This is a genomic window from Lentzea sp. NPDC036955 (assembly GCF_055608005.1).
In genome coordinates, this window is the sequence record NZ_JBVJRC010000011.1 from 272641 (window position 1) to 292741 (window position 20101).

A 20101-nucleotide genomic window follows, 5' to 3' on the forward strand; every position below is an offset into this window, starting at 1 on the left:
TCCGGACAACGAGTCATCCGACCGTCCGAACCTAGTTGGCGAACCGCAGGTCCGGATGCCGATGCTCCGCCAACTTCGTCCGGACAGGACACTGTTGTCCCGTCCGGACAAACCTTGCGAAGTCCGGACCTACCTTGCGAAGCCGCTGCGAGCGTCCGGACTTAGGTTGCGAGCACCCGTTGATCACCGCTGTGGCGGGTGGTGGACACTTCGCCGGTGACGAGTGAGGGGGTCTTGCCGCCAGTCGACGTGGTCGAGGTTGGCTTCGCGCTGGACGGCGACGAGCACCGGCTGCCGTTGACTGAGGTGTGGTCCGTGCCGTTCGAGACGTGTTCTCCGGCTCGGAACTTTCCCTCCTACCGTGGTCAGCGGCACATTCCGGGCTTGTGGTGGTCAGCCACGACGGCCCGGCACGTCGGGTTCGAGTCTTGGCTGGAGCGCGATCGGTTGATGCAGCTCGACTTCGATCCGGACGTCGTCGGGATCGCGTCCCAGCCGTTCTGGCTGCTCTGGACCGCGGACAACGGTCGGACTCGTTCGCACGCGCCGGACTACTTCGCTCGGCTCGCGGACGGCCGCGGGCTCGTGGTCGACGTCCGTCCGCCGAACCGGATCAAACCGCGTGACGTGGTGGCGTTCGACCTGACGAGGCGCTGTTGTGACGCGCTGGGCTGGGACTACGCCGTTCTCGGTGCCGACGACGACGTGCTCGTGGCGAACGTGCGCTGGCTGGCCGGCTACCGCCATTCCCGGCACCGGCTGCCCGAGCTGGCCGAGCTGGCCGAGCAGCTGCGCGAGGTTTTCGCCGCCGGGTTCCCGTTGCACGCCGGGGCCGAGCTGGTCGGCGACCCGATCGCGGTGCTGCCGGTGCTGTTCCACCTGCTCTGGCAGCACGAGCTTCACGCCAGCCTGTCCCGGCCGCTGCACCCGAACACTCTCGTGACCACAGTCGACGCCGGAGTTCCAGCATGACCGGCGGCCGACCGGTGCTCGCGCCCGGCGACCAGGTCCACTTCGAGGGCGGGCAGCACCAGGTCCTCGCCTTGAGCGGCACGTCGGTGCGCTTGCGCTCGACCGAGGGCACCGAGCAGGTTGTGCTGGCCGGCTACCTGATGGGCGCTCCGGACTTCGCGGTGCTGGGCACCAGCGCGCTGCCCGCAGTCGAGCCGGTCGGCCTGCTCGACGCGCTGCCCGCCGATGTCCTGGCGGCCGCGCAGGACTGGGAACGCCACGTCGTCGAGGTCGAGACCGGCCTGCCGCCCGGCGCCGGACCGGGTGCGGTTCCGCGTCCCGGCTACGACCCGGCCGTCCACACACTGGTGGAACGGGATCGCGCGAAGGCCTCCGAGCTCGGCGTCAGCGTCCGCACCGTCCAGGCCCGCCGGGCCCGCTACGCCGCGCAGGGTCTCTGGGGGCTGGTCGACCAGCGCGCGACCCGGACCTGGGAGGTCACCGGCCGGGCGGATCCGCGGCTGGTCGAGGCCGCACTGGAGGTGATCGCCACCGAGACCAGCACGTCGACGGGCACGAGGTCGCGGTGATGCGGCGCGTGGTGAAGCGGGTGGAGGAGATCCACGGCGCCGACGTAGTGCCGGTGCCTGGCCGGTCAGCGTTCTACGAGCTGCTGGAACGGCTCACCGCGGGCAAGTACACGTTCGGCTCGGCGGTCACGCGCCGGCAGATGGCCAACCGGCCGCAGGCGATGTTCACGCCGACCTCGGCGAGCAGGCCCGGTGAGCAGGTCCAGATCGACTCAACGCCGATCGACGTGATGGTGCTGCTCGAGGACGGCGTTCCCGGCCGGGCGGACCTGACGATCGCGGTCGACGTCGCCACCCGCACGATCTGCGCGGCGGTGCTGCGCCCGGTCGGCACCAAGGCGGTCGACGCGGCGCTGCTGCTGGCCAAAATGGTGGTCCCGGAACCGATGCGGCCGCACTGGGACGCCTCACTGCGGCTGGGGGCCTCGCGGATCCCGCACGAACGGCTGGTCTCGATCGACGCGCGGATGCGCGAGGCCGCCGCCCGGCCTGTGATCGTCCCGGACACCGTGGTCATCGACCGCGGTCGCGTGTTCGTCTCCGAGGTGTTCGTGCGGGCCTGCGAACGCCTGGGCATCTCCGTCCAGCCGGCGCGGCCGCGCACACCGACCGACAAGGGCGTGGTCGAGTCCACGCTCGGGTCGATCAAGACCCTGTTCGCGCAGCACGTCGCCTCCTACACCGGCGCCGATCCGACCCGGCGGGGCCGCGACGTCGAGGCGCAGTGGTCGATCGAGCAGCTGCAGGAGCTGCTGGACGAGTGGCTGATCGTCGGCTGGCAGCACCGGCCGCACGATGCGTTGCGCGACCCGCACGCGCCGGGCCGGGCGCTGACGCCGAACGAGCGCTACGCCGCGGCGGTCGCCGCATCCGGCTACCTGCCGCTGACGCTGACCGGCGAGGACTACCTGGAGCTGCTGCCGGTCGAGTGGCGCCAGATCAACGACTACGGGATCCGGATCGACTACCGGACCTATGACAGTCCTGATCTGGGGCTTTGGCGACGTCAGCCCTCCGGGATCGCGGCGAAGAACAACCGGTGGGAGATCCACTACGACCCCTACGACCTCTCGCGGGTCTTCGTCCGCACGCCGGATGGCTGGGTCACCGCCACCTGGACGCACCTTCCGCTCGTCGCCGCGCCGTTCGCCGACTTCACCTGGCGGCACGCCCGCACGCTCGCGCCGGCGGGCGCGACCGAGGCAGAGATCGCGCGGGTTCTCGACGACTTGCTCACCCGCGCGCAAACCGGTCCGCAGCGCAAGACCAGCGCTCGCGTGGTCGCCCGCACCCGCACCGCCGCGGCCACGCACCGGCCCCAGCTTCCCGCGCCGGTCGACGTCGTCGACGAGCGCGCATCCCAAGCCGATCCCGCGCCGGGCGCGCAGGTGATCCCGTCCGGTGTCTTCGACGCCGATGCCGAAGCCGAGAGGTGGTTATGACCGGCTTGCTGGAGGACGACGCCGACGAGCTGGTGGTCGACGAGCCGCTGACCACCAAGGAGGGCTGGCGCCGGTTCGTCGAGCACCTGGCCGAGACGCCGGAGGCGCCGAGCTCAGCCGCCTTACTCGCGCTCGGGCCGGACGCCCGTGCCGAGTTCGACGAGGCCCGCCGCGACTACCACGCGCAGCTGCCGCTGGTGAACACGCCGATCATCCGCCAGGTCCTGACAACCGGACGGCTGCTGATCCAGCTCAACCGCCGCCAGATCTCCGCCCGGCGCGGCCTGATCCTCTCCGGGGCCTCGGGCACCGGGAAAACCACCGCGCTCACCCAGCTCGGCCGCACCCACGAACGCGCCGTCCGCAAGCGCCACACCGGCCCGGCCAGCGCAAACCGGGTGCCGGTCGTCTATGTGACGGTCCCGCCCGCCGCGACGCCGAAGATGCTCGCGGTCGAGTTCGCCCGGTTCTTCGGCCTGGAGTTCCGCGGCCGCGCGAACATGACCGACATCGTCAACGCCGTCTGCACCACCGCCGCGCGCACCCACGTCGAGCTCGTCCTGGTCGACGAGATCCACAACCTCAACCTGGCGACCCGGTCCGGCGCGGAGGTCTCCGACCAGCTCAAATACTTCGCCGAACGGCTGCCCGCGACGTTCGCCTACGCCGGCATCGAGGTCGAGGCCCAGGGCCTGTTCGCCGGGGTCCGGGGATGGCGGATCGCCGGGCGGTTCACGTTGATCGGCTCCACGCCGTTCTCCTACGGCAGCACCGAGCAGCGCGAGGCCTGGCGCGCCTTGGTCGCCACGCTCGAGTCCACGCTGCGCCTGCACCAGCACGCCCTGGGCACGCTCGTCGGCCTGGCCGACTACCTCTATGACCGCACCGGCGGCATGATCGGCAGCCTCTCCCAGCTCGTTCGCGGCGGCGCGATCGTGCCATCGATGACGGCAGCGAACACATCACTCGCGACCTGCTCGACCTGGTCCCGGTCGACTTCGCCGCGGCCCGCGCGCCGCCGGCGAGCGCACGGCCGCCGCACGCAAGGCCCGCGCCTGATGACCTCCCGCCTGCCGATCACCGCCCGGCCCGCCCGCAACAAGCTCGCCGTCTCCTACCTGGCCCGGCTCGCGGCCCTGCGCGACATGCCGTTCGCCGAACTCTGGGAACAGGTGAGCGGACTGCGACGCGGCTATGGCAAGGGCAAGTCGCTCAAGGCCGACCTGCTCGCCGCCGTCATCAGCCAGCCCCGCGACCGGTTCGAACGCGCGATCATCGAACTGCGCGTCTCGCGTCCGGACTGGAAAGCCCTGCGGCATGAACCCCAGCGCGGCTGCCGCCGCTGCAACGCCGGCCACCCCGGCGGCCCGGTGATCCAGCTGCTCGGCCACCACGACTATGTCTGCACGCGGCGTGTTCACCGCGACGACGGCGGCGCGGCTTGGCCAGCAGGTCAAATCGCCTCGACCCTGATCGGCGTAGCGGTTGACGCGGCGCTGCTGCTGCCGAAGATGCTGATCCTCGATCTCACACGGCTGGCTTGTCGGACGCGCTGCGGATGACGGCGTCGCGGTCGACGCGCGGATGTGCGAAACGCGGCTCGACCGGTGATCGTTTCGAAGAAGCCTTGATCGACCGCGGGACGGTGTTTGCCTCCGATACGTGCGCCTGGTCCTGCGAGCAGCAGAGGATCTTGATCCGGCCCGCGGGCACGGACCGCCACCGACGAGACGGTTGGTTGTCGGAGCCAGGTTCTCGGCGACCAAGGCGATGTTCGCGCGGCAAGCCCAGGTTCTTGGAGGTCCAGTTCGACTCCTCCGCCCTGCTGCTGGCCCACGTCTGCTCCTTGTCGGAGGGTTCCTCCACGCATATCAAGGCGACCTGAACTAGCTTCCGGAGCTTGACAACGGGTGATCTGTTCGGCTCCACCTTTGCCGTGGCATCCCCGAGGTTGCCCACGCATATCTAGGGGACCCACATCCGGAGCAGGATGCGCCCTACATCCACACTTGGACCTCGTGCGTGGAGTCGCCTAGATATGCGTGAGGCTCGGACACCCCAGGTAGCACCTCCCCTGGAGCAGGAGGGCAAGGGGCCTCACCGCGCTTGTCTGACGAAGGCGCGCACCTGCACCAAAGCTCCCTCCGAGTACGCATATCTAGGCGACCGCGTGCAGGGCTTCGCCGTCTGCGACCCGGCGACCAGGCTGCGCTAAGCCATGCTTGTGACCTGCGGATCAGCCGCCGCCCTGCCCTTGCGCTGAGTCAATCAGGCTGCGTCGTTGAAGCGGGTCTAGATGAGGAGAGTGCCGACGCGAAGAAGCTGAGCAGGGCGAGGTCGTGCTGCACGGTTGACGCCCAGAGGTGTCCCTTCCACACACGCATATCTAGGCGACCACTGAAGGGCCTCCTTCAGATCACCTTGTCGGGTCCATCGGTCCTGCGGCTGCCAGGAGACCTGTAGCTCCTAGCCTGCGGCATCGTCAGGTTCCTGCCTGACGGGGTCGCCTAGATATGCGTGTACAACTCGCCCAAGTGAATGCTTGCAAGGCTTGCGGTGGGCCGTATGCCAGGCTATGGCTCGTGCCACGTCCACCAAGGAACGAGAACCAGCTCGCGCTCCTCGACGCGCTCGTTGCTGCACGCGAGTCAGATGGCGAGGAACGTGGATACCTCGCGCGCGTGTTTGCCCAGGTTGCCTTGCCATACAAGGACCCGGGTAAAAAGGTTGATGTCTGGGCCAAGAGGAACGGCAATGTGTCACTACTTCTTCGGCCTGGCTTTGCTGAGGACAAGGAAGGAAATCTGGTTTCTCTTGGGTTTCCTTTTGGTGTGTATCCGCGACTGCTCATGCACTGGTTGTGTACGGAAGCCGTTCTTCGCCGCTCGCCGGTTTTGGAAATCGGCCCCTCTTTGTCTGAGTTCATGCGGTCACTCGGCGCGGGACTGAAAGGGACCGGCGGTAGGACTGGTTCTATCACCCGTCTGCGTGATCAAATGGACAGGCTCTTTCAGGCTGAGATCACGATCAAGCGAGATGAGGTTCTGGAAGACGGCTCCGAGCGGAATCGGGGCGTCAGGCTGAACGTGGTGGATGCTTGGGACATGAGGTGGGCTGCTGGTGACCGCAGTTCTAGTAAGGCAGCTCCGTTGGCCGGATCGACGATTCACCTGTCGCCGAAGCTGTACGAGGAGATCATTAACCACCCCGTTCCGCTGGATATGGAAGCCTTGCGTGCACTGTCAAGTTCACCGATGTGCCTGGATATCTACGCTTGGCTAGCGCACCGCTTGAGCTACTTGTCGAAGCCAACGAGGGTCTCGTGGGCTATGCTACGTGAACAGCTGGGCACGAGCGTTGCTGATACCAAGCAAGGTCGTGCGAAATTCAAAAAGACCTTCACTGACAACTTGGCTATCGTTCTGAAGGTATACAAGAATGCCAATGTCAACGTCGTTGACGAAGGTGTGATCCTTAAGCAGAGTCTGACGCACGTGCCGATGGCCGGAATGCGGAGTCTGCGTACTCGCACCGCTTGATGGTTTCGCTAGTGTCGTTTCCCTACGGGTATAGCGGGTAGGTTGCTCAGCCGCCGTAGGTGGCCATGACTCAGGCCTAAGTGCTTTTGCTGCAACGTCTATAGTTGAGCATAGCGTCGATCCATCCGAATGCCGCGTGCGCGACGGCGATCAGGTAATCGTGGGCGTTGATGCACAGCTGGTGAATTATCGAAGTCGTCGCCTCGCCGCAACTTGCGGCCTCGACCAAACCTCCTGCGCATTATACTAAAGCCCGGTCGACTACTCTCAAACATCTGGGCCCGACCGCCCTGACTGCGGCCGCCGAGCAAGAACACCGAGTCAACCTGGGACGGTCGGCCTGGCTGGTACAGGGCGGATCATGGTGCTGGTGACCAGGGGCATAGACCGCGCGGTCACGAACCAGCACAACATCGAGACGATGTGGCGGCGGCTCACTGAGGTCACTGAATCGGCGTGAACGCGGTCAGGCCGGGCTTGACCATCGCGACGACGTCGGATCCCTGACCGAAGAACAGCGTGCCGCGCCCGCCAATGTCCAAACAGGTGACCGATTCCGACAGGCGCACGACCTCCACGCATTGCTGGGTTTCAAGGTTTCACAGTCGGATCGTGCAGTCGTAGCCGCCGGTGATGACGGTCGGCCTGCCGCGAGGCTGGCCATGATCACGCTGTTGACGGTCTGCTCATGCCCGGCCAAGCCGCGACCGTGCTCTCGCCCCACACTCAGATTCCAGATCCTCGCCAAGGGTTCGTCGCCGATGGTGACCGCGAACAGGTTCCTGCCGACGGTCGCGAGCGCCAACGACCTGATGCCACGGCGGTGATCAGTGCTGATTCTCACGACGCAGCGCCGCGCGGCCGGGTCCCAGGCCTCGATTGTCTGTGTCGCTCCCTCCCCGTTGGGTGACGCCGTGGTTCCGACCACCACCACGAGCCGCCCACTCATGCGCCGATGGCGGCGACGCTGACGTAGTGACCGGAAGGCCTGTCGATGTCGACCTTTCCGACCAATCTCCACGAGCGCTTCACCGGCGCCACTGTCGACACGTCCAAAAACGCGCGATCACACACCGCGACGACGGCCTTGCCGACGCTTTCCGCCATGGCGACTCTCGGAACTCCGGCCCGCGGTGCTTGAGCTCGCCGACGTGTCTGTGTTTGGCGAGGTCCCAAATCTCCGCAGCTCCGAAAGCGGCGAGCGCCGGGGTCTCGGTCGTGTTGATCTCGTAGTAGGCGGAGCGGTCACGAGGCCGGACGAAGCCTTGCAACTGCCCGTCGGTGAGGCTCCAGCAGTGCACCGGTCCGTGCTCGCGCGAGGCCAGCACCACCGCGGCTCCCTCGGACTCGGAGATCGCCAGCTCGCAGACCGTGCCGGTTGAGCGGTCCGGGACCTCCGGAATCGCCAGCGTGTCCAGGTCGAGCACTCCGACCCTCTGGTCCGGCACGCTGGTGTACTCGCTCGTCCATGCAGCTGTCAGGGCGAGAAACCGTCCGTGCACCGTCACTGCGGCGAGGCAGACCACCTCGTCGTGCCCGGTGCAGAGTTCGCTGACCAACGTATGGGTCACGATGTCCCACACGCACACCGACCCGTTCGCCAGACCAGCCAGCAACACCGGCCTGCCCGCACGGCGCGCCGTTGTAATCACCTCGATGCCGTTCTCCGGATCAAGGTCCTCTATGCGCAGTTCGCCCAGTGGATCCTGATCCAGCAGATCCCACGTCTCAATCGTCGACCGCGAGGCGCAGCAGCCGATCACCCTGCCGTCGACCGCGGTGATCGTGAAGCCGTGAAGGAATCCGCGGACGGCGATCTGCCCCACGCGGCTGCATGCGCTGAGGTCCAGGATCTCTACCAGAAGGTCCTCTACGCCGGTGACGGCCGCGATCAACCTTGTGCCGGTTCTCGTCACGGCGATGTGCTTGACCTCGTTCGCCCTGCGGAAGTCGGTGTAGCAGTTCCCGGCCGGCTCCAACGTCCGCAGGTTCCACAACCACAGCGTCAGACCCACCCTGCTGGGTGTGCCGTCACGAGCACCTCGTCGGTGACGATGATGTCGGTGACGGCGCTTTGGCCATCAGGGCAAGGGATTCTGCCGACTTCCTGGTCTTCGGCCGGGTCTCAGAGCCGCACGGGCTCCGTCCAGGTAACCGATCAGAGCGACAGGCGCACCTCGCCACGTGATTGCGGCGAGAGATGACGTCGCCTTCGAATCTGGCCATCTGCCGCAGGTCGGCGAGGTGCCACGCCCGCACCGCATCGCTGCCGAAACTGAACGCGACCTGGCCCGCGGTGACCAACTCCATTATCTGCTGGGTGTGCCCGGACAGCGTCGCCACTGTGGCCGGTGAGACCCCGTGGCCGGTGGCGAACCGGACCTGCCAGCCGTCTGCGGCCAGCGCGTTGAGCTTGTCGTGCAGTTCGTGCGCGAAACCGGGCCGCGTCGGTCGCGAGCTGGCGACGTCGGGTGCTCGCATCAGCTTCCAGGTGCAGGTGCTGGGAGACCCGGTAGATCGAGGACACCAGCCGCCCGCGCCGGGTTCTGGTGTGCCGTAGGGACGCCAGAACCCGGGACGGGTTGGCGTGGACGACGAAATTCAGGTCGTCGAGCAGATCGTCCAGCATGCCGGCGGCAACGGCGTGGTCTGGCAGGTGCCGCAGTGTGTAGAAGTCGACCTCGCTCCAGCCCTGACGGGCCAGGGCCTTAATAATGGCGGCATCCAGTGATCTGTGCTGTTCCTGGAGATGTTCGTCCAGCACGTGGTGGTAGAGGCGGTAGTAACCGTCGTTCCGTTCCACGAGGTAGTTGGCCGCGCTCTGGAAGACGATGTCGAGGTCGGGAAGTGTGTGCTTGTGTCCACTGTGGAGTGCGTCCGCGATGGTTAGCCAGGTGTCGTCGAGAGACAGTCCTTCGCCTCGCGCGAACGCCAGCGCGGTCAGCACCCGCCGCACCAGTGCCCGGTCAGGTCCACACGCGTCGAGATACTTGTCCAGCGCTTGGCCGACCGTTTCAGGCAGTTCGGCGACGTCGAACTCGTCGCGCTCGGCGAGCCAGCGGGTGGTCAGCTGGGCGATCAGGAAATTGTGCTGGGCCCGCGCGGCGACAACGCGGGCGTTTGAGCGCGAGAGCTGGGGCAGCCTGCGGCAGACGTAGTCGACGACATCGGGTTCGTGAAGATACCGCGGCGAATCGAGGTCAACCCCATGGTGCCGAACGGCCGAACGCGGTCAGAATCCGTTCGCGCTCACTGCCTGTCGGCGCGGTGGGGACAGCCGCCAGCACGCGCGTCACGCCGCTGTCCGTGAGCTCGCGCAGCAGGGTGGCGATGTCGCGGGCGGCGTCAACCGTGGACATCTCCTCGACCGCGTCGACCAGGATTACCGGCACGCGCCGACGGGAGCGCAACGCCACGATCAACTCTGCGCACGTGGCGCAGTCGAGGTCGAGGCCGTGAGCGAGCCGAGCCAACACCTCATCGCGGGTGAGGCCGGACGCGTGCACGACGACGTCGAACGCGCCCGCGGGCGGCAACGGTCCCGGCGTCGGCACTGGGCGATCGGCCGCTACCAGAAGGGTGTGCGAGCACGGCCGACTTGCCGGAGCTGGGACCGCCGGTGACGACGAGCAACGGCTTGCCCGTGCCGAGCCAGCCGCAGATCGCCTCGCGCGCGGCCTCGCGGCCAGTGAAGCACCACTCGCCGGACTCCGACTCCACCTCGGAACCACGCGCCCTGGGCAGCCAATGCGTGTGCAAGCCGGCGTCGAGGTCGAGCCGCCAGCCGGTGCGCAACCAGGGCAGCACGGCGGTGAGGTGTGCGACGGACACCGTGCCCAGGCCCGTCACCGCTTCGAGGTCGTGATCGAACGCGGCACCGTCCGACGTGGTGCTCCGCAGGCTCTCGCGCGAGGACAGCGGAGCGGGGTGAGAGACACAGGCTCCGCCAGCCGCAGGACCGTGACGTCCTGGTATTGCTCGATGACGACCGCTTCTCGCACGACACGTGCGTGCGGGAAAGCGACCGGCACCGCCACCGGCACGTCCGCGCAGGTGATCACCCGCTGTGAGTCCACCAGCAGAGCAGGAGCGCCGAGCACCGACGCCAACCACGGTGGGCGCTGGGCCAGGCGCTGAGCGATTGTCGCGGGCCTGCGGCGGACAGGCACGCTGTGGACGGTCAGATCGCCGTAGATCGCACCGGTCTGCACGGCGGTCCCGAACACGTCCCCGACCACCACGTTCGACGTGGCGGTCGGGGACGTGTTCGGGTCGTCGGCCATCTACTGATTCTGGATCACCGCACGTACCAGAAAATAGCGCCAGTCCGAGGATTTGTCCTGAGAGACGCTTGCCGAGAGGACGGCTGCGGCTCGCGGCTGAGGACCTTCACCCTGCCGCCGCAACATCGCCAGATGCCGCACAAGACGCGGGAACGTGTCGGAGCCTCGCCAACATAGAGGCTGATGTGGCGAGGCCCGACGCTCGTCTGCGGAACGCATGCCTAGATGTTGTCCAGCGGAACGGCTTCAGGATCTGAGTGGTCGATGCTTGTGTTGTCTGACAGCACATGCCACTCCACGGCCACGGAAATAGCCTCGGAGCGGCTGGCCGCGCCGACTTCTTCAACGATTTGATCTAGGACATCAAGTTCTGTGTCGCTGAAAGCCGGCTGCCACAGCGTGCGAGCCGATAGACCAATGGCTCGCGCAGGTCCACGTCGCCGAGCCTTTGATGATGGGAACCGGCTCGTTGCTGGCCGAGCATCTCGGCGTCGAGCGTTGATGAGGTCTGGAAGCACTGCCGCCTCCAGTGCGGCGTCAAGAGCATCCATCGCTACGCGAGCCTTGGTATGTCCTGATCGCCGCGCGGCCCTGACTGCGGCTGCGGTGATGTACGACGAGACGCGGTGAATCGTTTCGTCGTCAACGTCGCCTTCGCCCTTCGGATCGAATTCGTTGTCGGAGGGCTCCCCTTGACGAAGCTCTGAGGCTGTACGCGGCTCGGGCTCGGGCTTGGGTTCCGGCTTGGGCTCGGGCTTGGGCTCGGGCTTAGGCTTGGGCTTGGGCTCGGGCTTGGGTTCCGGCTTGGGCTCGGGCTTGGGCTCGGGCTTGGGCTCGGGCTTGGGCTCGGGCTTGGGTTCCGGCTTGGGCTCGGGCTTGGGTTCCGGCTTGGGCTCGGGCTTGGGCTCGGGCTTGGGCTCGGGCTTGGGTTCCGGCTTGGGCTCGGGCTTGGGCTCGGGCTTGGGTTCCGGCTTGGGCTCGGGCTTGGGCTCGGGTTCCGGCTTGGGCTCGGATGGCGCAGGAAGGGCTAGATCTGCGTCGGGATCGATCGATGGTCGGTTCTTGAAGCGTTCACGCTTGCCGCTCACGCCGCCGCTCCTACGGTGTTCATGACATCGCGGTGAAGGAAGGTGTTGAAAAGCCTGGCAAGGCGTTGGCTCTCCTTGTCCGACTTGTCGCCGATTCGTTCCACCATCACATAGCTCTCGTGGAGCGCAGTGCGGTGTGGGATCTCAACGCGGACTTGGCCACAGGGAAGTTCGGCCTGTTGATCCAAAACCGCAGCTGCCCCGAAAGCCTTGAAGGCGTCGCCGCGAAGTTCCTGGTTGATAGCCAGGCGCGTATCGATCCCTGTTACCACTACACCTGCCCAGCGAAGAGGGTGGGCCTGCTGGATCTTCTGTACGCGGTCACGGGCCTCCAGGGCCTTGCGTAGAGCGTCATCCATGTGGTTGATCGGTGCATACGCTACATCAGACGCGTACATCGCCTGTGTTACAAGAGTCCCTCGTCGGCCGCCTGTATCGAGGAGCCGGACTCGGTAGTCACCAAGTCCGGCCTCTTCCATGATGTCCCTCAGCAACCACTCCGGGCTGTCACCCTCGATCTTGAGCTGGCTCAGCCCCATCAAAGTTCGTCCACCTGGAACGATATGGACGTTCGGCCAGGGTGTGGCGCGGATCGACTCTCGCAGCTTTGCCGCTCCGGCGCTGATGTCCCAGTCGCCGTCTTGCTGCATGACGCCTGCTGCCAGCAGGACATCCCCTACCCCATCGGCTTTGTCTGGTACTTGCATTCTGCGGGAGAGGTTCAGCTCTGGGTCGAGATCCATCAGCAGGGTCTTGTACCCACATCGGGAGGACTCTGCTGCGACCTGGAACTGGAGGAAGCTCTTAGATGTGCCTCCCTTGCCGGACATAGCTACGGCAGTGGTGGTGGCTTCCTCGGTCTCTTCTGTTTCTGCCATCATGCACCCTTCCTGTGGCAGCTCGTCGCGCACATCTTGTCAGATGCCCGTCCTCCATCCCGTTTGGAGGGGTCGCATCTCTTCGGTTGTCCTATCGCCGCGAGGGCCACTGCGCCTAGTACTGGGGTTTGTGCTCATTTGCGCATGCAGATAAGCATCCTTGCTAGCATGCATCGCCGCATTCATGCGTGCTTGCATCGGTATACGCATCGGTCCTGAGCTGGGATTACATCAAATCTAGTGGATGTGTCACCGTGACAATACAACGGCGTGTGGTCCGTCATCGCAACCTAAACATCCCGTTTCTCCAGCCTAGATTGCCATCTGCGACCTCCTAGGCCATTCGGCGTACAAGTCACATTAGCCGCTGTGATCGGCGCGCAGTGGTCACAGTACGTAGGGGGAAATTACAGAATGTACGGGCCTGTATCAGCTTCCGATTGACAGGCGAGCGTATAGCTGTTCCGCAACATCGACGGCCAGCACCAGCCGTCATCGGCAGATCGGCGTTCTTCCCCAGCCGATTGGGCCCGCCCGCAAATCCTGAGCGGTCCTACGTCGTCGACGCCGGCGGGCGCTCGACTCGTGCGGTGATGGTCGGATGCCGAGACCAGTGTCGCGGCCCTCCTGATCTACGCGCAGGCCTAGCCAGTAGTTCTTGGCCTGTCTGATTGGGTTCGTAGTCCGGCCGCAGTGCTGCTTCGGAGTCCTCGTACTCCCACCAGCGGAGCACCAGCCGGGCGGTGGGTGCCGTGCCCGGCGTGATCGCGCCGGCCGCGGGGTGAAGAGCGACCGCGCCGAGGTCGAGTCGTTCAGTGAGCGTGGTGGTATCGGTGTAGAGCAGCGCTTCCTCGCCGGAGATCGGTGCGCCTGCCGGAGCGTGCCGCGCGCAGTACGCGCCACACGTGCGGTCCTAATTATCCCCGCTCCGTCGGGACCGAAGCCCGCTCGGCGCGGTGCACTGCTCTTCTCGGATCGGACATGAGTTCGTCGTTGTCGACGCGGACGAGGGCTGTGACCCTGTTCGCCGGCACGACAGGACCGTTCTGGCATCTGTGCGACCTTGACCTGCGGACTGCGGTTCTACGGGCTAGCCGGTGCGACGGCTCTCGGCGAGCCCGCGCCGATCGGTTTTCGGCCGGTCGCGTGGGGTCGGGCGTGTTTGGATGGGCCGGTGAGCAGCATCAAGCGTCACTTCGAGGACGTCGAGGCTCGGGGGTTTGGAGAGGTCGACGGGATCGCGGTGTGCCTGGGCTGTGTGCATGACGCGGTTTTGCGCGAGGAGCTGCGACCGGACCTTGGCGAGCATCGGTGCACGTTTTGCGGGGCGGTCGCGGACGAGGATGACGCCCGCGTGGCGGTGGACTTCGAGCGGTTCATGCGTGTGGTGATGGGCGGGGTGCGGTTCCTCTACTGCACCGTCGAGGACTCCTGCATGCCCTACGACAGTGAGGACGCTGTGTACGTGGGCGGTGACGTGCTCGACAAGCAGACTGTGGCCCAGGAGGTGTGCCACGGCGACGTGACCGATCACGTGCTGGAAGCCATTGCCGGGGCCATCACGGCGGAGCAGTGGACTCCGGCGTTGGGCAGTTTTGGGCCGACACGCCCGGACCAGCGGTTGCTCTACGGCTGGAGCTCGCTGTGCAATCAGGTCAAGTACCGGTCGCGGTTCGTGTTCCTGTCTACACACGATCCTGCGGCCGTGCATCCCGACACCATCGGCGCCCCGGAGTTGCTACACCACCTCGAGCAGATCATCGCCCGTCACGGGATGCGGCGAACGGTGCCCGCCGGGCGGAGGTTCTGGCGCGGACGCCTGACTGACGATCCCGGCAAGCTCGTCACGTGGGCCAACGCCGCGCAGTTGGGCAGCCCACCCCGCGACATCGCCTCCAACAACCGGTTCAGTCCCGTCGGGATCTCCATGTTCTACGGCAGCGATGCCTCGGACACCGTCTTGGCGGAGATCGGCAGCCACGGCACCGGCCGCCACGCCGTGGTCGGCGCGTTCGATACCGCCCGCGACCTGGCCCTGCTCGACCTGGTCGACCTCCCGCCGCTGCCCAGCGTCTACACCGACGCCGGCCGCGGGCCGGACTACTTCGACTTGGCGTTCTTGCGGGGGTTCGTCGCCGACCTGGTCCGGCCCGTCATTCCCGACGACCGCATCCACATCGAGTACGTACCGACCCAGGTCGTCACCGAGTACCTGCGCCTGGCCGCCACCGATCCGGTGGACGGCATCCTGTTCCGCGGCGCCCGCAACGGCGGCGTCAACGTCGTGCTGTTCTGCGATGCGGACGCCTGCGTCGACGCCGGAACGCCGGCTTCCCTGCGGTGGCGAGAGCCCATGCTCCAGTACGTCACGGGGTCGGCGGCGCTGCTGCCGCTTGTGACCTGACCTACCCAGCCTGCTTCGCCGTCACCGTGACGAAAGCAGACGATAGTAACGGGATGGCCCGACGTCGAGCCTGCCAACTCGTCATGCTGTGAGATCACGCAGGCGCAGCGCCTGCCTTGCTTGTTGGGCCGACCTGGTGCGATCGCGATCGACGGGGGTTGAAGGACCTGCTGGATGGTGTGAGAAGCCAGGGCTAAGAAGAGGCCTCATCGTAACGATGCGCCGTACGGACGCTCTTCCGCTACAACGATTGGCCGTGCGACACTGCTGCTGGGTTAAGCGGAGGGGAGGCGTCGTGGGCACAAGGCGAGAAGACCCGCAGGTGAACCGGCGATGCGCCCTTTCGGCCGGTTTCGACCGTCTGTCGGTCGACGCGGTTCCCGGCGTGGTACCGACTGGGCCGCGTCAGTGCGTTGTGAACCACATGATGGAGGGCAGCCATGGTGGATCACATTCCACCGCCGAACAGACCCAAGCCTCCGGAAGACTTCGGAGGCGGACTTCATCTACACCTTTCAACCGCAGCGGACGGTCTGGCATTGGCGGTGAACGCCGTGTCGATCGTGTGACTGTTGCTGGGCGATCCGGTGTCCGCGCACTACTGGTGGACGGCGGTGCCGCTGCTGAGCGGCCTAGCCTGGCTCCTACGCGGCAAAGCGTCCGCCGTCTTGGGCGCCGACCGCAGAGCACCACGGGTGTGGGAGCTCGTGGCACTGGTAGTGGACGTACTGTCCATCGCGGTGCTGAACGGGACGCCGGCGCAGGTCGCACGACTTGTTGCCATCGCCGTCCGAGCCATCGTCTGGTGGCTGAAACGCTCTAGGCAGTAGTTCGACGACGCAGGCTTCACGCCAAGTCGCCCACCGGGGCGGGTTGGCGTTTTCTTTTGGGTCAAACAGTCCTGCCATGGGGCGAATTAGTAGTTCTTGGCATGGCGCACTGGCTGGAACTTCAGGTCCAGTGCATGAGCGTCTCACCGCAGAGTATCCAGCCGGTCGCGGGGGCCCAGGCCAGGCGTAACCGCGCGGGCGGCAGAACGAAGACCGAGCGCGCCGCAACCAAACTGACCAATGACACGGCGTACTGCGCGTGCCACGTAAACCCGGCTGTTCCCTGCTGCCAGCGGTCGCCATCTCGCTGCGCTGTTCTGTTCAGCTTCAACCATGGCCCCGTCGTCGCCGACGCGCACCAGACCGCGATCCTGTTCGTCGGCGTGACGCCGGTAGCTTCGGCCGCATGTGCCGTCCTGACCTGCGGTTTTGCGATAGGATCGTGGTGTGCTGAGCACACTCGGGCGGGTGGGGCAAAGCCTGCCGGGTCGTTCGCCGCAGGCGAGGCTCACGACGGGTCGTGTAGCGAATCGGACTGATTCACGCAGGTCAGAAACTATCCCCTAGTCTCGCAGGATTTTTGTTCAGCATTTGGATGCGCCTACGCATCATATGTCGCCTGTGGAACCTGGGGGTGGCACGACGAGCGCACCGCAAGGTCATCTTGAACGGCAGACGCGCGCGGTTTGAGGACTTGGCGGCGTCGCGGACCGCCGGACGTGTTCAAGCACAAGCTCTGCTCGCCTTTACGGCGGGCGAGCCCGACACCGTCATCGTCGCCGGCATTCAACGCTCGGCGCACACCCTCCGCGCGTGACGGCCCGGTTCGCCGCCGACCGCCTCTGCGGCATGTTGTAATCCGGCTCGACCACACTTGTGCGCGGCCTCAAAATCGCATCACGCACCGCTCCGCCATCATCGCGCCTGCAACGACTCGGCCACTGAACCTGCAGGCCGACCGAAGGCGGCATCGAGCGCGTCGGGCACCGGTTCCGTGCGCTGGCGATCGGGGGCCGGTAACGACTCCGGCGGCGTGAACGAGCCTGCCGCTGGAGAAGTCTGCGTACATGCGCCGAGGCCCGGCACCCAGTCGGTGTCCCACAGCGCGAGCGCCCAGGACTTGCGTCGCGTCCGGACAGTTGATCACCGACTGAAGACCAGTGAGGCTGGTTCAATGGCGCGAAAGCTGACTCCGGCGATACGGGAGCGGGCGCCGGCCATCCTTGCAGTGCCGGCCCCACCGCGCCATCGGGGAGGACAGGGACTGTCACTCGGGCTGGTATGGGCCCTGCCCAGCCGCTCCCCCGACCCCGTGACGCTTCCTGTGCCCTGCTCATTACGTCAGTGCGCGCCGAAGACCCCGCTGGGGCCGGCTGACACCTCGTGGGCGGAGCACCACCCGCACGGCCTTCCTCCGCCGACTGTGTGAGCTCGAGAGGCCGGATCAGCTCGCCGGGCGCATGTCTCCCGATTGGCGATGCTCAGGGCCTGGTCACGAGTACGGCGGGTACGGGGCGGATGAGTCAAGCGAACCCGCCATGGCCGATCAGAGCCGGATACCAGCCCACTTCGCCATGCCGGCGAGAGTGTCTGACCGCCGTCGATCATGCTCGGCGAGGGTGACGAGTGTCTCGCGTACCTGCGGATGCTTCCGCGTCATCTGCGGCGTCACTTGCCGCGCGCGGTAAAGCGTGGCCAACGCCTTGTCACGATCGCCGTGCAGCTGGTAGGCGCGGGAGAGGTCGATCCAGTGATGCCCGACGCGCTCACGCGGGGTGGTCGCGTTGAACTTCGATCCGAACCTCTCGGCTCGCTTGACGGCTTCGGTGCCGTCCTGCCGTTCGACCGCCAGGCCAACCGACCAGATGTTGACCGAGTCTCGGTCGAACGCGAGCCGGTAGTGATCACTGCCGGGAGTGACCAGCTTGGCCAGGTCCCGGGCCTCGGCGAGGTGATCGTCGGCGGCGTTCGCGTTGCCTGCCCTCGCGGCCGCGAGGCCGGACTTCAGGTGGAGGATGCCGTGCATGGCGAGTGCGGCCTCGTCGCCGTGGCGGACCTCGTCAGCGATCTTGGCTCGTGCGTTGTCGAGGTACTGCAACGCCCCTCGCCACTCGGCGTTGACGATCAGCTCGCCGGCGACGTAGAAGTCGGCCGCGGCGCACGCAAGCGGGTCGCCGGACCGGTTCGCGGCCCACTCGACACGGTCCGTGGTGAGCGTCGAGAGGTCGTCGTATCCCAGCTTGTAGGCCACCTGGCCCGCTGCGGCGTACGCCTCGGCCAGCAAGCCGAACAACACCTCGCGCTCGTGCCCGTCGGCATGGTGGATCGCGGTTCGCAGCGCCCGGAGCAGGTTCGGCAGCTCGTCGCCGAGCGCATCGAGCCTTGCTCGGTGCCGGAGCTTCGATGCTTGCGCCACAGCCGCGCGCAGGCGGGCAAGGGACACGACGGGGACGTCATCCGGTGGTAGGCGGTAGGCCGCGATTTCACGACGCAGCTCGGCAATGCCCCTGTGCAGGCGCCGGCTCGACGGGGTGTCGTCCTCGTACGGCTGCCCCTTCAACTTCGCGGCACGGGTCCTCAAAGCAGCGCTGACGGAGGCGATGAAGGCAGGTGACGCAGGCACCTTGCCCTGTTCAACTTGCTTGACCAGGCTCAAGCTGACGCCCGCCTCACGCGCCAGGTCAGCCTGCGTCATCCCGGCGAGCTTGCGGTCGGTCTTGACCCGCTTGCCGACGCCGTCGATCTGTTCGTCAGCCGACATGATCAACCTGCCTCACGGCTCTTGGTTGGGTCATCTTCACGCTACCGCGCTGCGGTGCACCGCAACTTTGTCCCCGACTTTGTCCTTTCAAACCCAAACTGACACTTAAAGTCACTCTCCGCTACGGGAGGTGACGACATGGCTGCTGCGCTGCTGGTTCATGTGCTCGGCGCTGTGGCGCTGTACTGCGTCGTGTCGGTGGTGATCGAGTACGTGCGGCTCGTCCGCCAGCAACAAGACCCGGCTGGTTGTAGCGGCACTGGCGCCGTCACGACGCAGCCCGCCTCCCGTACGCACGGCCACGTTCCCCCACGGCACGCCCGTGCACGCGCCGGTGGCCGGCACAAGTTCGTGGCGGGTACGGGATGGTCACCCCTCGAATCCCCCGTACCCGCCACGTTCCACCGGGTCGGATCATGACCAGCGAACCGCGAGTCGGGCAGGCCGAGGCTGATCGCGTGGCCGCGGCGGCTGCCGTGTACCTGGGGGCGGCGGCGACGCTGGGCAAGCCAGAGCGGGACGCCGTGTGCGAGACGCTCGGGAAGTCGAGTGCGCCGTTCCGCCATGCATACAAGTCGATCAACCGATCAGAGCTTGCATTCGTGGTTGGCACGCTACTTCTGCTTTTCGGCATGTTCTCGATCGCTGGGGATGTGGCGCGCTGGGTTCCTGCTGTGCTCGTGGGCTCCGCGCTCGTCGTTCTGGGAGGGTCCTTGATCTCGACCTACCGCGTCGCTCGGACGTTTCTTGACGTTGCGGTCGGCGCTGCCGTGGTTGCCGCTGAGGGTGGTGACAATAATGCAGAGTGAACAAGCATTAATCGCGTTGAAAAATCGAGGGTTTAGGCCGATCCAACTGCCCGACAAGATGATGTTCACCCGCGGCTACGACGCGCCGTTCATGGATGTTGTCGTACTTCGCAGCGAGACAGACTCAACAGGGTACCGCTCGCGCGTCGACGAGAACGACTTCGACGTCATGACTCCCGACGATGTCGTCTGGGCGCTCGACGGGGAGTTCGCCGAAGTCGTCGACGGACTGCTCGCGCTCCCGCAGCCAGACGAGCGCTCCGCACCTTCGCTGGTGATCCCGACCCCCAGTTCGCTGTGGGTGCCGCCATCCATGCGCAGCGGTCACGATCGACGCGACCGATCACCGCTCGAAATCTGACGAACTCCACAACGAACAGAAGCGTGAAGTATGCCCGGTGAACATCGGACAACCGAACCCGACTCCGGAGGCGCACGGCAACCTCTGCGATTCCGTGCTGATCAGCGGATGCAAGGTAGAGGTCGAATGTTGCCGCGGCACTGCGGGCGCGGCCGTATCTGCACG

At 66.2% G+C, this 20101-nt stretch carries 18 protein-coding genes; 10 read left to right on the plus strand and 8 right to left on the minus strand.

All coding sequences use genetic code 11. The annotated features are described in order from the left end of the window. Positions 1 to 306 precede the first annotated feature (306 nt). From ACZ7CF_RS34700 to ACZ7CF_RS34720, 5 genes are all read left to right on the plus strand, one after another. Positions 307 to 972, plus strand: a complete 666-nt coding sequence (locus ACZ7CF_RS34700) for a TnsA-like heteromeric transposase endonuclease subunit (RefSeq protein WP_470371814.1) — start codon at positions 307 to 309, stop codon at positions 970 to 972. Continuing rightward, complete coding sequence (locus ACZ7CF_RS34705; RefSeq protein WP_470371735.1) at positions 969 to 1541, plus strand: hypothetical protein; 573 nt, start codon at positions 969 to 971, stop codon at positions 1539 to 1541. The genes ACZ7CF_RS34700 and ACZ7CF_RS34705 overlap by 4 nt, the downstream gene beginning before the upstream one ends. Continuing rightward, positions 1541 to 2983, plus strand: a complete 1443-nt coding sequence (locus tag ACZ7CF_RS34710; protein WP_470371736.1) for a Mu transposase C-terminal domain-containing protein — start codon at positions 1541 to 1543, stop codon at positions 2981 to 2983. Before ACZ7CF_RS34705 ends, ACZ7CF_RS34710 begins: the two co-directional genes overlap by 1 nt. A gap of 32 nt (positions 2984 to 3015) precedes the next feature. Next, on the plus strand, positions 3016 to 4545 hold the full coding sequence (locus ACZ7CF_RS34715; RefSeq protein WP_470371737.1) for an AAA family ATPase: 1530 nt from the start codon (positions 3016 to 3018) through the stop codon (positions 4543 to 4545). Positions 4546 to 5565: 1020 nt separating this feature from the next. Then, a complete protein-coding gene (locus ACZ7CF_RS34720) occupies positions 5566 to 6522 on the plus strand; it encodes a replication protein RepA (protein ID WP_470371738.1) in 957 nt (318 codons plus the stop codon). Positions 6523 to 6965: 443 nt separating this feature from the next. Here ACZ7CF_RS34720 and ACZ7CF_RS34725 read toward each other — a convergent pair whose 3' ends face one another. The 3 genes from ACZ7CF_RS34725 to ACZ7CF_RS34735 all read right to left on the minus strand — a co-directional run bounded on the left by ACZ7CF_RS34725 (position 6966) and on the right by ACZ7CF_RS34735 (position 9469). Beyond that, complete coding sequence (locus ACZ7CF_RS34725) at positions 6966 to 7100, minus strand: hypothetical protein (protein WP_470371739.1); 135 nt, start codon at positions 7098 to 7100, stop codon at positions 6966 to 6968. 450 nt (positions 7101 to 7550) lie between these two features. Continuing rightward, on the minus strand, positions 7551 to 8537 hold the full coding sequence (locus ACZ7CF_RS34730) for a WD40 repeat domain-containing protein (RefSeq protein ID WP_470371740.1): 987 nt from the start codon (positions 8535 to 8537) through the stop codon (positions 7551 to 7553). Between the two features lie 143 nt (positions 8538 to 8680). After that, entirely contained in the window at positions 8681 to 9469 is a 789-nt protein-coding gene (locus tag ACZ7CF_RS34735; RefSeq protein WP_470371741.1) for a hypothetical protein, read from the minus strand. A 54-nt stretch (positions 9470 to 9523) separates the two neighbouring features. Between ACZ7CF_RS34735 and ACZ7CF_RS34740 the strand changes: the two genes are divergently transcribed. Further along, the gene (locus ACZ7CF_RS34740; RefSeq protein ID WP_470371742.1) at positions 9524 to 9646 is read left to right on the plus strand and encodes a hypothetical protein; all 123 of its coding nucleotides are present in this window, start codon (positions 9524 to 9526) and stop codon (positions 9644 to 9646) included. Positions 9647 to 9722: 76 nt separating this feature from the next. On the opposite strand, the gene ACZ7CF_RS34745 is transcribed toward ACZ7CF_RS34740, so the two are convergent. The 4 genes from ACZ7CF_RS34745 to ACZ7CF_RS34760 all read right to left on the minus strand — a co-directional run bounded on the left by ACZ7CF_RS34745 (position 9723) and on the right by ACZ7CF_RS34760 (position 12774). Then, positions 9723 to 10058 (minus strand): hypothetical protein, encoded by a 336-nt coding sequence (locus ACZ7CF_RS34745; protein ID WP_470371743.1) that lies wholly within the window; start codon positions 10056 to 10058, stop codon positions 9723 to 9725. Continuing rightward, positions 10000 to 10371 carry a hypothetical protein gene (locus ACZ7CF_RS34750; RefSeq protein ID WP_470371744.1) on the minus strand — a complete coding sequence of 124 codons (372 nt, stop codon included), beginning with the start codon at positions 10369 to 10371 and terminating at the stop codon, positions 10000 to 10002. Before ACZ7CF_RS34750 ends, ACZ7CF_RS34745 begins: the two co-directional genes overlap by 59 nt. Before the next feature lie 655 nt (positions 10372 to 11026). Next, a complete protein-coding gene (locus tag ACZ7CF_RS34755; protein ID WP_470371745.1) occupies positions 11027 to 11893 on the minus strand; it encodes a hypothetical protein in 867 nt (288 codons plus the stop codon). Continuing rightward, on the minus strand, positions 11890 to 12774 hold the full coding sequence (locus ACZ7CF_RS34760; RefSeq protein ID WP_470371746.1) for a ParA family protein: 885 nt from the start codon (positions 12772 to 12774) through the stop codon (positions 11890 to 11892). The genes ACZ7CF_RS34755 and ACZ7CF_RS34760 overlap by 4 nt, the downstream gene beginning before the upstream one ends. 1171 nt (positions 12775 to 13945) lie before the next feature. Between ACZ7CF_RS34760 and ACZ7CF_RS34765 the strand changes: the two genes are divergently transcribed. Next, entirely contained in the window at positions 13946 to 15175 is a 1230-nt protein-coding gene (locus tag ACZ7CF_RS34765) for a HEPN-associated N-terminal domain-containing protein (protein ID WP_470371747.1), read from the plus strand. Between the two features lie 2376 nt (positions 15176 to 17551). On the opposite strand, the gene ACZ7CF_RS34770 is transcribed toward ACZ7CF_RS34765, so the two are convergent. Continuing rightward, entirely contained in the window at positions 17552 to 18766 is a 1215-nt protein-coding gene (locus tag ACZ7CF_RS34770; RefSeq protein ID WP_470371748.1) for a helix-turn-helix domain-containing protein, read from the minus strand. 138 nt (positions 18767 to 18904) lie between these two features. On the opposite strand from ACZ7CF_RS34770, the gene ACZ7CF_RS34775 reads away from it, so the two are divergent. From ACZ7CF_RS34775 to ACZ7CF_RS34785, 3 genes are read left to right on the plus strand one after another with little or no spacing between them, the layout of a single operon-like run. Continuing rightward, on the plus strand, positions 18905 to 19186 hold the full coding sequence (locus tag ACZ7CF_RS34775) for a hypothetical protein (RefSeq protein WP_470371749.1): 282 nt from the start codon (positions 18905 to 18907) through the stop codon (positions 19184 to 19186). Further along, positions 19183 to 19575: a hypothetical protein gene (locus ACZ7CF_RS34780; RefSeq protein WP_470371750.1), complete on the plus strand. Its 393-nt coding sequence runs from the start codon at positions 19183 to 19185 to the stop codon at positions 19573 to 19575. Before ACZ7CF_RS34775 ends, ACZ7CF_RS34780 begins: the two co-directional genes overlap by 4 nt. Then, positions 19565 to 19936 (plus strand): hypothetical protein, encoded by a 372-nt coding sequence (locus ACZ7CF_RS34785; RefSeq protein ID WP_470371751.1) that lies wholly within the window; start codon positions 19565 to 19567, stop codon positions 19934 to 19936. Before ACZ7CF_RS34780 ends, ACZ7CF_RS34785 begins: the two co-directional genes overlap by 11 nt. Positions 19937 to 20101 lie beyond the last annotated feature (165 nt).

Coding starts and splice junctions, on each gene's coding strand:
- ACZ7CF_RS34770 (WP_470371748.1), bottom strand. CDS start 18,766: ATGTCGGCTGACGAACAGATCGACGGCGTCGGCAAGCGGGTCAAGACC.
- ACZ7CF_RS34705 (WP_470371735.1), top strand. CDS start 969: ATGACCGGCGGCCGACCGGTGCTCGCGCCCGGCGACCAGGTCCACTTC.
- ACZ7CF_RS34775 (WP_470371749.1), top strand. CDS start 18,905: ATGGCTGCTGCGCTGCTGGTTCATGTGCTCGGCGCTGTGGCGCTGTAC.
- ACZ7CF_RS34780 (WP_470371750.1), top strand. CDS start 19,183: ATGACCAGCGAACCGCGAGTCGGGCAGGCCGAGGCTGATCGCGTGGCC.
- ACZ7CF_RS34760 (WP_470371746.1), bottom strand. CDS start 12,774: ATGATGGCAGAAACAGAAGAGACCGAGGAAGCCACCACCACTGCCGTA.
- ACZ7CF_RS34710 (WP_470371736.1), top strand. CDS start 1,541: ATGCGGCGCGTGGTGAAGCGGGTGGAGGAGATCCACGGCGCCGACGTA.
- ACZ7CF_RS34785 (WP_470371751.1), top strand. CDS start 19,565: ATGCAGAGTGAACAAGCATTAATCGCGTTGAAAAATCGAGGGTTTAGG.